Raw genomic sequence first — 12,434 nt, forward strand, 5'->3', positions numbered from 1 at the left:
CTCCTTTTATTGACTAGTGTGCTCAACCACGCTGTTGTATCTGAGCATCTAAAATACTTTGAACTTGTTCGGCTGGAACTGGACGAGAAAGGAAATATCCTTGCGCCGATACACAATCACGCTGTAATAAGAAATCTACTTGCTGCTGATTCTCTACACCTACGGCGCTAATTTCAATCGCTTTGTGCCGGCTAAATTTAATCATAGTGTCAGTAATCAAGCTTTGTATTACATCGTAGGGCAGCTTCTCAATGAGGGGCTGCCCGATTTTTAGTTGATGGGGAACGCATTTTTCCATCGCAGCAATCGAAGCATAATTTAATCCAAGGCCATCAACGGTTAATCTAAATCCAAGTTTTTTAAGCGTTACTAATATCCCATCATCGAATTGTGCGTGAGAACAGTAAAGCTCTTCTCTAATCTCAATATAAACCAACTGAGCTGGTATATTAGTTCGTCTCAAGTTTTCCTTTAATAGCTCTGGTAATTCAGGTAGTGCTAACTGTTTGCCTGAGAGATTTATTCCAATTCTTAAGTCATGATAATCGCCATCACGCCATGTTTTAAATTGATTAAATATTTTTCTGAGAATAGTTTCCGTTAATCGTACAATCAAACCTGTATCTTCGACGAGTGGCAGAAAATATTCGGGAAATGCCAGGTCACCATCATGTTGGCGCCAACGCAAGAGTCCCTCTAGCGACACAATTTGATTACTACGAAGGTCAAAGATGGGTTGATAGTGAACTTCCAATTTTTGTGACTCAATAGCTTCATGTAATTGTTCAAGTACGTATAACCGCTGACTTAATTCTGACTGCTGATCTTGGGTATAAATACATACGCCGCGATAACCAATTTGCTTAGCCTTATTTAGGGCAATATCAGCATGGCGTAATAGAGTTTCAGCATCGTAATTCGCATCATTGGCAAAGGCCATACCTATTGAAAATGAACTATAAATCTCATGGTTATTGATAAAAAACTGAGGTTCTATTTGTTGATTGACTAGGGTCGCAATTTCATGTGCCTTGTCATTACTATTCACATCGGCTTTAACTAACAAAAACTCATCACCACCTAACCGCGCCAAGTAACTTCCTGGCAGTGATAACCGTTCTAATCGATGAGCTACGCGTCGAAGTAATTCATCACCGATTTTGTGACCTAGGGCATTATTGATGTCTTTAAAATGATCGAGATTTAATTGCAATACTAGCGTATTGCCTAATTCTGCTTGTTGCTCGGCTAAGTGCTGTATTAAATAACGAATGAGTGCATTGCGATTCGGTAATTCAGTTAAAGCATCGTGTTCAGACAAGAACTCTAGCCTCGCCTGAAGCTCATTTTTGGTTTGCAGATGAAGCTGCAATTCAGCAAGCTGGTTATTTAGCCGCTTGATATTTAATTCGCGCTTATTAATGGCATAAGCTGCTAAAAAACCAAGCCCCAGCAGGAATAAAGCAGCTAACGGCAAGTAAATAGGTCGAACAATATGAAGTTGCTCAAAACGCTCATGGCTTGGCCATAGGGTAAATAAGAAACGCGAGTCAGCGATTCTTATCGTAAATTCTTTTCCCCATAGATTGCGTAGCTCATCGTTAGCAGCGAAAGAAAAAATCGGTTGATTGTCACGAATGACGCTAACTTGGTTACCTTCTTGAATATGGTGCCTGATGGTCTCACCAAATAACTCTTGTAAATCAACCAGTAGAACCATGAAATAGGTCGTGGAACCATCTTTAAAAGGGACAATTAGGGCAAAATGGTGAGCATCGTTAGCGAGGTTTTTTCCATCCACGAATAGGGGCTGTAATTGACTTTGCTGAATATGAAGTCGATCTTCAGGGCTAACCAATAACTCGGTCTGCTGAGCTAAATGAGCATTCACCGAGCCGTATGTTTGGATAATTTTCAGCTCATCATCTACTAAGATAACGGCTTCAACCGATTTATAAAAGTCGGCTAGAATATCATTAATGGCTTGGCCAGGATCATCAACCACTGAAATAGACGGTTGCTGAAGCAATTCACCGGTGATTTCCGCAGTGTACATGAGTCTGATGAGGCTAGCTCTGAGGTTGCTTTCAACACTCTGTGCATCGTCTTGAATACGTTGGTGAATGCGCGAATGATCATAACTCTCTAAGGTTAGCCATGCCAGCATGGTAACCCCGAGAGTGATAATTGCTACAATAAAGTAGGACCGCCAACCGCGCACTAACGCTTACTCCTGTAGTTCTGGTCGATTTACAAAGTATTGCAACGCGTCTGGGTTTGCGAGAGCGTCGGTATTTTTTACCGGTTCATTATGAATCACTTGGCGTACCGCAAGTTCAACAATTTTACCACTGATAGTTCTTGGTATATCAGCTACTTGAGCAATAACCGCAGGAACATGACGTGGCGTAGCATGCGTCCGAATAGTCTGTCGTATTTGCTGTTGTAAGGCATCGTTGAGCTGTAACCCATCACGTAGACGCACAAACAGCACCACGCGCTCATCATCTTGCCAGCGTTGTCCCACAGCAATACTCTCTAAGACGGCTTCGACTTTTTCAACTTGTCGATAAATTTCAGCAGTACCTATGCGAACGCCACCAGGATTAAGCACAGCATCGGAGCGACCATAAATAATCACCCCCTGGTGTTGGGTTATTTCGGCATAATCGCCATGTGCCCAGACTTGATTAAATCGTGCAAAATACGCATTAAAATAGCGCTCTCCTTGGTTGTCATTCCAAAAACCAAGGGGCATGCAGGGAAAGCTGTTAAGACAAACTAATTCACCTTTTTCGCCTGTTACTGGGTTACCTTGCTCGTTAAATACTTGCACATCAAGAGCTAAGCCACGACATTGTAGTTCACCACGATAGACGGGAAGAATAGGGTTGCCTAGTGCAAAGCATGAAACGATATCAGTACCACCTGAAATAGAGGACAGACAAAGATCAGCTTTAATATCTCGATAAACATAATCGAAGTTCTCCGGCGCCAACACCGAGCCGGTCGTTAAAATGGTTCGCAATTGATTTAACGAATGCTGTTGTTTGGGCTGATAACCGGCTTTTTCTAGGGCTGATAGATATTTCGCACTAGTCCCAAATACGGTGATGCCTTCCTCATCGGCCACTTGCCACAAATATGCAGGGCTAGGGGCAAAAGGAGAACCATCAAAAAGCACCAAGGTAGCGCCTTGAGCAAGACCAGAAACCAACCAGTTCCACATCATCCAGCCGCACGTGGTGAAGTAGAAGAAAACGTCATCGCGACGGATATCAGTGTGGAGAGCATGTTCTTTTAGATGCTGTAAAAGTGTTCCACCAATACCATGCACGATACATTTAGGGACCCCCGTTGTGCCTGAGCTGAACATAATATAGAGCGGTGCATTGAACGGCATAGGTTCAAAGTGAAGGGTGTTGGCATCTTCTATCAGGTAATCATCCCAAGCGTCACAACCAGGAGCTAAGGTCCGGTCTAGTTCGGCAAAGGGGACAACAAGGGTGCGTTGTAAGCTGGGCAATTGTTCTCTTATGGCGGCAACTTTTTCATGAATATCGATGGTTTTGCCGTTATAAAAGTAGCCATCAATGGTGATCAGCAGTTTAGGCGTGATCTGACCAAATCTATCCACGACACCTTGTACGCCAAAATCAGGAGAGCACGACGACCACACAGCTCCGATACTGGTGGTTGCTAGCATCGCTATAACTGTTTCAATACAGTTAGGCATCATACCAGCAACGCGGTCGCCGGCAACGATACCGTCTTTACGCATAGCTGCTGCTAGCGCAGCGACCCTGTGATACAACTGTGCGTAGCTAAGTTGCTGTCGACTACCATTTTCGCCGCGAAAAGTGAGTGCAATGCGGTCGTCGCGATAGCGTAAGAGGTTTTCTGCAAAATTAAGCGTGGCTTGAGGAAACCAAGAAGCGCCGGGGAGTTTATCGGCATCTTTAACTATTATTTCGCCTGGCTCACCAATAACGTCACAATAATCCCATAGGCTGCGCCAAAAGGTGGGGCTATGAGCTACTGACCAAGCATGTAAATCATGATAGCTAGCCAGTTGGAGTTGTTGTTGTTGGCGATTGATGGTGCGCATAAAATCAGTCATACGCGCCTGCTCAATTTGCTCGGCAGAAGGCTGCCACATAACTGAGTTCGACATTACTTGGTTTCCTGTTTTGCTAATTCAGCGAGTGCGACCTGTGAGCGTGGACCATGATTTAAATGCTGACAAATAGCGGCGCCGGCTTCGACTAATTGATTAAGATTGATACCGGTATTAATACCCATACCTTCAAGCATATAAACTAAGTCTTCGGTAGCTAAGTTACCGCTAGCACCTTTGGCATAAGGACAGCCACCTAAACCTGCCACGGCACTATCAAAGGTGCTTATTCCCATCGGTAGACAACTAGCGATGTTGGCCAGTGCTTGCCCGTAAGTATTATGAAAATGCAACGCTAAGTGCTGCATCGGCACTCGTTCAGCAACGGCTGCTAGCATCTGTTGGGCGTGCAATGGTGTCCCTACGCCAATAGTATCGCCAAGGGATATTTCGTAGCAGCCAAGCTGCCAGAGTTGTTCGGCTACGGCGGCTACTTGCGAGATCTCAACGTGGCCTTGATAAGGACATCCGAGAACACAACTGACATAGCCACGAACACGGATGTTAGCTTGCCGAGCAGCTGCAATAACAGGTGCAAAACGCGCAAGGCTCTCTGCAATACTGCAATTAATATTTTTTTGACTAAAAGCTTCAGATGCCGCAGCGAAAACTGCGACTTCATCTACTCCGGCTGCAATTGCTGCTTCAAAGCCCTGTAAATTAGGTGTCAATGCTGCATAAGTGGTTGTTGGCGAGCGCTCGATGTTGGCAAAAACAGCGGCGCTGTCAGCCATCTGAGGAACCCATTTAGGGCTAACAAAGGCGCCTGTTTCAACGTAAGTTAAACCACTTTTTGCTAATGCATTCACCAGTGCGACCTTTGCCTCAAGGGGTACAGCAACTTCGTTCTGCAAGCCATCTCTGGGGCCTACTTCAACTATTTTAACTTGCGTAGGTATTGTCATTTCTGTCTCCGCACAGTGAATCATAAATAGCTATTACTCTGAATCTGCTAAGCTCAACAGTTCAGCTCCATCGCTTACTAAATCACCCGCTTGATAGAAAACTTGTTCAACTACCCCAGCCTGAGGTGCGCGAATGGTATACTCCATTTTCATCGCTTCCATGATAATGAGCGCTTGTTCTGCTTCAACAGAGTCACCCGGCGCAACCATAACTTGCACCACAGTGCCGTTCATGGGTGCGGTTAGATTGCCAGCAGCAACCTCCTGTTGCAGGGTGTCGGCAATCAAATGCCGAGTAAATGGCAAGCAGGCACGTTCTGTCATCACTAGGATATCTTGGTTTGAACGCATGATATGAGCGCTGAAACGGCGTCCATTTTGAGTGAAGTAATACTTATCCGCAATTTTTTCCACCAACCAATGATCGCTATCGTCAGTCGCTTGCCAGCCGGTGGCTGTTGCGGTCAGCTCAATATGGAGCAGGTCGTCAGCATAGCGCAATGCTAATGCGAACTGGCTAGGTTGATTCAGCCTAAATGACTGCTGCGATGTCCATGGGTTGGCTGGCGCTGAGGCTGTTTTTAAATCCACCATTTCCGCTAAAGTAGCCATGATTGCGTATGGCTTAATAAGAGCATCATTATTTGGAAATAATTCAGTATGATACTTCTCAATAAAGCGAGTTGTTAAATCAGCTTGAGCAAATTTCTGATGGCCAGCAATTTTACGTAAAAAATCGATATTAGTGCGAACCCCAGCAATTTGATAATCGTTTAGGGCTTGAATTAAGCGTCCTAGTGCGATGGCTCGATCTTCACCCCAAACCACAAGTTTAGCAATCATAGGGTCATAGTAAGAACTTACCTCATCACCCTCGACCACACCGCTATCGATACGGACGTATGCATTAGTGCTTGGTGGTTTTAAAACATGCAAGGTACCGGTACTTGGCAAAAATTCATGGTCTGGGTCTTCGGCATAAATCCGGGCCTCAAAAGAGTGTCCGGTGATCTGGATTTGGTCTTGAGAAAGTGGGAGTGGAGCTCCGCCTGCTACCAGTAGCTGCCAAGCGACAAGGTCTTGGCCGGTCACCATTTCTGTTACCGGGTGCTCTACTTGTAACCGAGTATTCATCTCCATGAAATAGAACTTATTATCGGTATCGAGTAAAAATTCTACCGTACCAGCACCAACATAATCGATGGCCTGTGCAGCGCGAACGGCAGCTTCGCCCATTGCGATTCTGGTACTACTACTGATAGATGGAGCAGGGGCTTCTTCGATGACTTTTTGATGGCGGCGTTGTACTGAGCAGTCACGTTCAGCTAGGTACACGGCATTACCATGCTCATCGCAGAACACCTGAATTTCCACATGTCGAGGATTACCGATAAATTTTTCAATCAACATCTTGTCGTTGCCAAACGCAGCTTGTGCTTCGCGTTTCGCAGAGCTTAATGCTTCGGCAAACTGATTGGCGCTTTCAACCACGCGCATCCCTTTACCACCGCCACCATACGCGGCTTTTAATAGTACCGGGAAGCCGATTTTTTGTGCTTCTTCTTGTAATAACTCAAGGCCTTGTTCACTACCATGATAGCCTGGCACCAAGGGAACACCAGCTTCACTCATGATAGCTTTAGCGGCGCTTTTTGAGCCCATAGCTGCAATAGCACTAGTAGGGGGGCCGACAAAAATGAGTTGGTTGCTGGCGCACGCATCAGCAAAATCTTCATTTTCTGAGAGAAAACCATAGCCTGGGTGAATAGCATCAGCGCCGCTTAGCTTAGCCGCCGCAATGATTTTATCGATGACTAAGTAGCTTTCGGCACTGGGCGCAGGACCGAGATAAATGCTTTCATCAGCCATGTGTACGTGTTGGGCATGACGATCTGCATCAGAATAAACGGCAACGGTTCGGATACCCATACTGCGCGCTGTGCGGATAATACGGCAAGCGATTTCACCGCGGTTAGCAATTAGCAATTTGCGTAACATTGCAGATCCTTATTTATTTGTGGTTTTCCAATCAGGAGAACGCTTTTCTAAGAAAGCAGAAAGCCCTTCTTGACCTTCAGCAGAAACACGAATAGCAGCGATGGCCTCAATAGTTGTGGTGCGCGTATTCTCGTTCAGTGGCTGTTGATCTAATGTCAGTATTAGTTTTTTAGCTGCAGCTACGGCATGCGGACCATTACCTAGTAGTTGTTCAATGACAGGAGTAACTGCTTCCTCAAGATCATCAACCAGGCTATGTACTAGGCCCATTTGTTGCGCAACGTCAGCACTAAAACGTTCTGCGGTGAGCATAAAACGGCGTGCCTGACGAGTCCCGATAGCACGCATCACATAAGGGCTTATCACCGCTGGAATGAGCCCGATTTTTACTTCGCTTAAACAAAAACTTGCGGTGGGAGTGGCCAGGCAGATGTCGCAGCAAGCGGCTAAACCTACAGCGCCACCAAAAGCAGCACCTTGAACTAGCGCAACCGTTGGTTGCGGAAGTTCATCTAACTCTTGCATAAGACGGGCTAACTCACTCGCATCTTTGATGTTTTCTGCGTAGTTCTTAGTTGCCATAGAGCGCATCCAGGTAAGATCGGCTCCAGCAGAAAAGTTTTTGCCTTGCGCTTGCAATACCAGCATTCTCACGTTGTTATTGCTACGTACCTGAGCTAATGCGTGTAGTAGCTCGGCTATCATGTTGTCATCAAAGGCATTGTGAACTGCGCCTCGGTTCAACGTGAGCCATGCTACCTGGTTTTTTTCTTCTAAAATGATGGATTGATAATTCATAGCAAGCTCCTACATGCGGAACACGCCGAACTTGGTGTCGGCAATAGGGGCGTTATTCGCTGCGGCCAAACTTAGTGCCAAAACGGTACGAGTTTGGGCAGGATCAATAATTCCGTCATCCCACAATCGTGCGGAAGCGTAATAAGGATGCCCTTGCTTTTCATAGGTTTCGATAATTGGCTGTTTTAATTCTTGTTCTTGTGCAGCCGTCATCGTTTGCCCAGAGCGAGCTAGGTTATCTTTGGTGACCTGAGCCATCACACCAGCGGCTTGTTCACCACCCATGACCGAAATTCGTGCATTTGGCCACATAAACATCAAGGTGGGGTCGTATGCTCGTCCACACATACCATAATTACCAGCACCGTAGCTCCCGCCAATTAAAATGGTGAATTTAGGAACTTGAGCGCAACTAACCGCTGCCACCATTTTCGCACCATGCTTAGCTATGCCTTCGGCTTCGTATTTTTTACCGACCATAAACCCAGTGATGTTTTGTAAGAAAACTAAGGGGATTTTACGCTGGGCACAGAGCTCGATAAAATGCGCGCCTTTTTGCGCTGATTCAGAAAACAGGATCCCGTTATTAGCAACGATCCCAACGGGGTAGCCGTGAATAGTGGCAAATCCAGTAACCAAGGTAGCACCGTAGTTTTGTTTGAACTCATCAAAATCAGAGCCATCGACAATACGCGCAATCACTTCTCGAACATCGTAGGGCTTACGTAAATCGGTGCCGACAATACCGTAAATTTCATCAGCTGAGTAACGCGGCTCAACAAAATCATGCTGTGGCAGAGGCGCAGCCGGCTGGTAATTGAGCCGTGCAATGGAACGTCGAGCGAGTGCTAACGCATGTTCATCGTTTTGTGCAAAATGGTCGGCAACCCCGGAGATACGAGTGTGCACATCAGCGCCACCGAGCTCTTCGGCGCTTACTTCTTCGCCTGTCGCCGCTTTAACCAACGGCGGACCAGCTAAGAAAATGGTACCTTGTTCTTTCACGATAATACTTTCGTCAGCCATTGCTGGCACATAAGCACCACCGGCGGTGCATAGCCCCATCACAACCGCTACTTGAGGAATTCCTTTGGCTGACATATTGGCTTGATTAAAGAAAATACGGCCAAAGTGGTCACGATCAGGAAATACTTCATCTTGCCGTGGTAAATTAGCACCACCTGAATCGACGAGATAGATACAGGGGAGGCGACAACGCTCTGCAATTTCTTGGGCGCGTAAGTGTTTTTTCACGGTCAAAGGATAATAAGTACCACCTTTAACCGTGGCGTCATTGGCTACAATCATACATTGCACGCCAGCTACGCGTCCTATTCCAGCGACCACGCCAGCAGCAGGAACATAATCCTCATAACAATCCCAAGCAGCAAATTGGCCAATTTCTAGGAAAGGTGAGCCGCTATCCAAGAGTTTATCAATACGCTGGCGCGGAAGGAGCTTTCCGCGTGCCAGATGGCGCTCTTGATATTTTGCGCCGCCACCTTGTTTGATCTGTTCAGCTTTCTCGTACAAGTCGTTAACCACGTCTTGCATCGCCTGCTGATTAGCGATAAACGTGGCATCTTTGGTATTTACACTGCTGCTTAATACAGTCACAACGGCAACTCCTGAGTAGGTTAAGCTGATTCGCTGAACAGTTCACGACCGATCAGCATGCGGCGAATTTCTGAGGTACCAGCGCCAATTTCGTAAAGCTTAGCATCTCTCAACAAACGTCCAGTTGGATACTCATTAATGTAGCCATTGCCACCTAATAGCTGAATCGCATCCAGTGCTAATTGGGTGGCTAACTCAGCTGAATATAAAATGGCGCCCGCAGCATCTTTACGAGTGGTTTCACCGCGATCGCAAGCTTGGGCGACGGCATAAACGTATGCTCGGGCGGCGTTGGTGCGTGTGTACATATCGGCTACTTTGCCTTGCACTAGCTGAAACTCACCAATGGCTTTGCCAAATTGTTTACGATCGTGGGTATAAGGTACCACAACATCTAAGCAGGCCTGCATAATACCCAAGGGACCAGCGGCCAGAACAGCGCGCTCGTAATCGAGACCACTCATTAAAACTTCGACACCACCATCTAGTTCACCCAAAATATTACTAGCTGGTACTTTGCAGTCAGTAAATACAAGTTCACAGGTGTTTGAGCCACGCATTCCTAATTTATCTAGTTTTTGCGCCGTGCTAAACCCGGGAAAATCTTTTTCAATGATAAATGCGGTGATGCCTCGAGAGTTTTTCTCAGGCGAGGTTTTTGCATAAACGACTAGAACATCAGCATCGGGACCGTTGGTGATCCACATTTTGTTGCCGTTAAGGATATAGTCATCGCCCTGACGCTCTGCTTTTAATTTCATACTAACAACATCTGAACCCGCATTAGGTTCACTCATAGCAAGAGCACCGACGTGTTCGCCACTACAAAGCTTGGGCAAGTATTTTTGCTTTTGCTCGGTGGTGCCATTACGGTAAATTTGATTAACGCATAAGTTAGAGTGAGCACCGTAACTCAAGCCAACCGAGGCGGACGCCCGGCTGATTTCTTCCATGGCAATCACGTGCTCTAGATAACCCAAACCCGAACCACCGTATTCTTCTGCAACAGTCATACCAAGCAGGCCTAAATCACCGAACTTACGCCACAAGTCAGCAGGGAACTCATTACTTTCGTCGATGGCAGCAGCACGTGGAGCGATTTCATCGCGGGCAAAGGCATTAACGCTCTCACGAATCATATCGGCGGTTTCGCCAAGGCCAAAATTAAATACAGTATACTGACTAATCATAAGGTCTCCTGATTACTACTTGGGTTCTGGTTAGCGGCTGCCTGTGCGTTAATTTCAGCTAATTCATCACGACAGCGTTCTTCTAAATTACTTAATTCAACAAGCAATACTTTGATGTCCTCGAGTTGCTGTTTGAGCGACATTTTCTTATCGTCAATCAGCTCTAACACCGTATGCAACTGACGAGAACTACTATTTTCCATGTCATAGAGATCAAACAAGCGCTTAGTTTCCGCTAAGGAAAAACCGAGTCGCTTACCGCGCAAAATCAGTTTTAGGCGTACGCGATCTTTATTGCCGTAGAGGCGTGTTTGGCCTTGTCGCTCCGGTGCTATAAGACCTTGATCTTCATAAAAGCGAATGCTGCGCGTGGTAATATCAAATTCGCGCGCTAATTCACCAATGGTATAGGTTTGTGATGGCTTCATTTGTGCTTGCTTGTGTCCAGTGAGAGCGGTAAGCTTAAAACAAGTTAACGTTAACGTAAAGGTAAGAAACTACGAAAACTTCCGGTAGCAATAAAGTTACTGACGAGTTGGAGGGTTGATAAGGAGAAAATATGTCTGATGCAGTTGTGATTGTTGCCGCCAAACGTACTCCAATGGGTGGTTTTCAAGGTAGTTTAGCTGACGTAAGTGCCCCACAACTTGGCGCTACAGCCATTCGAGCAGCCGTAGCTGCAAGTGGGTTAACCGCGGCCTCCATCGATGAAGTTATTATGGGGAATGTACTCCCGGCCGGTTTGGGACAGGCTCCAGCGCGACAAGCGACGCTCTTTGCAGAACTCCCTCGCAGTGCTGGCGCAACCACCATCAATAAGGTGTGTGGTTCAGGTTTGAAAGCAGTCATGTTAGGGCATGATATTATCCGCGCAGGCTCAGCGAAAACTGTTGTAGCCGGTGGCATGGAAAGTATGAGTAATGCGCCATACCTATTGAAAAAGGCTCGCACAGGCATGCGTATGGGACACGATGCTGTCTATGATCATATGATGTTAGATGGCTTAGAAGATGCATACGAAGGTAAAGCGATGGGGTGCTATGCGCAGGCCACTGCAGATGACTATGGTCTGGGCCGTGAGGCGATGGATGCGTTCGCTATTTCGTCATTAACCCGAGCCCAAGAAGCCATCAAAAGCGGTCGTTTTGATGATGAAATTACTCCCGTAACTTATTCAACCCGTAAAGGCGATGTAACCGTTAGTATTGACGAGCAGCCTGGTAAAGCGATGCCAGAAAAAATTCCGGGGTTGCGTCCAGCTTTTGCAGCTCAAGGAACTATTACTGCAGCTAACTCGAGCTCTATCTCTGACGGTGCTGCAGCATTGGTATTAATGTCAGAGAGTGATGCTAAGCAGCAGGGCTTAACCCCACTAGCCAGAATTGTTGGGCATGCCACTCATTCGCAAGCGCCTGCAGAATTTACTGTTGCGCCAATTGGAGCCATGAATAGCCTGTTAGCTAAGCTTAACTGGCAGGTTGAAGACGTTGACTTGTGGGAGATTAACGAAGCTTTTGCGATGGTGACCATGTTAGCCATCCAGCAAATGCAGTTAGACCCTGCCAAGGTTAACGTGAATGGCGGCGCCTGTGCGCTTGGGCATCCGATTGGTGCCAGTGGCGCACGCTTACTGGTTACCTTGATCCATGCCTTGAAGCAGCGCCAGTTGTCAAAAGGGATAACGTCACTCTGTATTGGTGGCGGAGAAGCTGTCGCAGTGGCGGTTGAAGTATTCTAACCGCCACCATG

9 protein-coding genes are annotated in these 12,434 nt (G+C 46.5%); 1 reads left to right on the forward strand and 8 read right to left on the reverse strand.

Features of this window, described 5'->3' with window-relative positions; genetic code table 11:
• Nucleotides 1-22: 22 nt before the first annotated feature.
• From KGF88_RS03400 to KGF88_RS03435, 8 genes are read right to left on the reverse strand one after another with little or no spacing between them, the layout of a single operon-like run.
• A complete protein-coding gene (locus KGF88_RS03400; RefSeq protein WP_153826097.1) occupies nucleotides 23-2,167 on the reverse strand; it encodes a putative bifunctional diguanylate cyclase/phosphodiesterase in 2,145 nt (714 codons plus the stop codon).
• Nucleotides 2,168-2,227: 60 nt separating this feature from the next.
• Nucleotides 2,228-4,174: an acetoacetate--CoA ligase gene (locus KGF88_RS03405; protein ID WP_153826098.1), complete on the reverse strand. Its 1,947-nt coding sequence runs from the start codon at nucleotides 4,172-4,174 to the stop codon at nucleotides 2,228-2,230.
• Entirely contained in the window at nucleotides 4,174-5,082 is a 909-nt protein-coding gene (locus tag KGF88_RS03410) for a hydroxymethylglutaryl-CoA lyase (protein ID WP_153826099.1), read from the reverse strand. Before KGF88_RS03410 ends, KGF88_RS03405 begins: the two co-directional genes overlap by 1 nt.
• A gap of 33 nt (nucleotides 5,083-5,115) precedes the next feature.
• The gene (locus tag KGF88_RS03415; RefSeq protein ID WP_153826100.1) at nucleotides 5,116-7,080 is read right to left on the reverse strand and encodes an acetyl/propionyl/methylcrotonyl-CoA carboxylase subunit alpha; all 1,965 of its coding nucleotides are present in this window, start codon (nucleotides 7,078-7,080) and stop codon (nucleotides 5,116-5,118) included.
• Between the two features lie 9 nt (nucleotides 7,081-7,089).
• Nucleotides 7,090-7,878 carry an enoyl-CoA hydratase-related protein gene (locus tag KGF88_RS03420; protein ID WP_153826101.1) on the reverse strand — a complete coding sequence of 263 codons (789 nt, stop codon included), beginning with the start codon at nucleotides 7,876-7,878 and terminating at the stop codon, nucleotides 7,090-7,092.
• 9 nt (nucleotides 7,879-7,887) lie between these two features.
• Complete coding sequence (locus tag KGF88_RS03425; protein ID WP_162014498.1) at nucleotides 7,888-9,495, reverse strand: carboxyl transferase domain-containing protein; 1,608 nt, start codon at nucleotides 9,493-9,495, stop codon at nucleotides 7,888-7,890.
• Between the two features lie 20 nt (nucleotides 9,496-9,515).
• Nucleotides 9,516-10,685, reverse strand: coding sequence for an isovaleryl-CoA dehydrogenase (locus KGF88_RS03430; protein ID WP_110075262.1), 1,170 nt, complete (start codon nucleotides 10,683-10,685; stop codon nucleotides 9,516-9,518).
• The gene (locus KGF88_RS03435) at nucleotides 10,682-11,113 is read right to left on the reverse strand and encodes a MerR family transcriptional regulator (RefSeq protein ID WP_153826102.1); all 432 of its coding nucleotides are present in this window, start codon (nucleotides 11,111-11,113) and stop codon (nucleotides 10,682-10,684) included. Before KGF88_RS03435 ends, KGF88_RS03430 begins: the two co-directional genes overlap by 4 nt.
• 131 nt (nucleotides 11,114-11,244) lie before the next feature.
• Between KGF88_RS03435 and KGF88_RS03440 the strand changes: the two genes are divergently transcribed.
• Nucleotides 11,245-12,423 (forward strand): thiolase family protein, encoded by a 1,179-nt coding sequence (locus KGF88_RS03440; protein WP_153826103.1) that lies wholly within the window; start codon nucleotides 11,245-11,247, stop codon nucleotides 12,421-12,423.
• Nucleotides 12,424-12,434 lie beyond the last annotated feature (11 nt).

It is taken from the genome of Idiomarina loihiensis (assembly GCF_024584785.1).
Taxonomy (GTDB): domain Bacteria; phylum Pseudomonadota; class Gammaproteobacteria; order Enterobacterales; family Alteromonadaceae; genus Pseudidiomarina; species Pseudidiomarina fusca.

What these genes read in the sequence shown, in the direction of transcription:
- KGF88_RS03415 (WP_153826100.1), bottom strand. Translation starts at nt 7,080, where the DNA reads ATGTTACGCAAATTGCTAATTGCTAACCGCGGTGAAATCGCTTGCCGT.
- KGF88_RS03430 (WP_110075262.1), bottom strand. Translation starts at nt 10,685, where the DNA reads ATGATTAGTCAGTATACTGTATTTAATTTTGGCCTTGGCGAAACCGCC.
- KGF88_RS03410 (WP_153826099.1), bottom strand. Translation starts at nt 5,082, where the DNA reads ATGACAATACCTACGCAAGTTAAAATAGTTGAAGTAGGCCCCAGAGAT.
- KGF88_RS03440 (WP_153826103.1), top strand. Translation starts at nt 11,245, where the DNA reads ATGTCTGATGCAGTTGTGATTGTTGCCGCCAAACGTACTCCAATGGGT.
- KGF88_RS03405 (WP_153826098.1), bottom strand. Translation starts at nt 4,174, where the DNA reads ATGTCGAACTCAGTTATGTGGCAGCCTTCTGCCGAGCAAATTGAGCAG.
- KGF88_RS03400 (WP_153826097.1), bottom strand. Translation starts at nt 2,167, where the DNA reads ATGCTGGCATGGCTAACCTTAGAGAGTTATGATCATTCGCGCATTCAC.
- KGF88_RS03420 (WP_153826101.1), bottom strand. Translation starts at nt 7,878, where the DNA reads ATGAATTATCAATCCATCATTTTAGAAGAAAAAAACCAGGTAGCATGG.
- KGF88_RS03435 (WP_153826102.1), bottom strand. Translation starts at nt 11,113, where the DNA reads ATGAAGCCATCACAAACCTATACCATTGGTGAATTAGCGCGCGAATTT.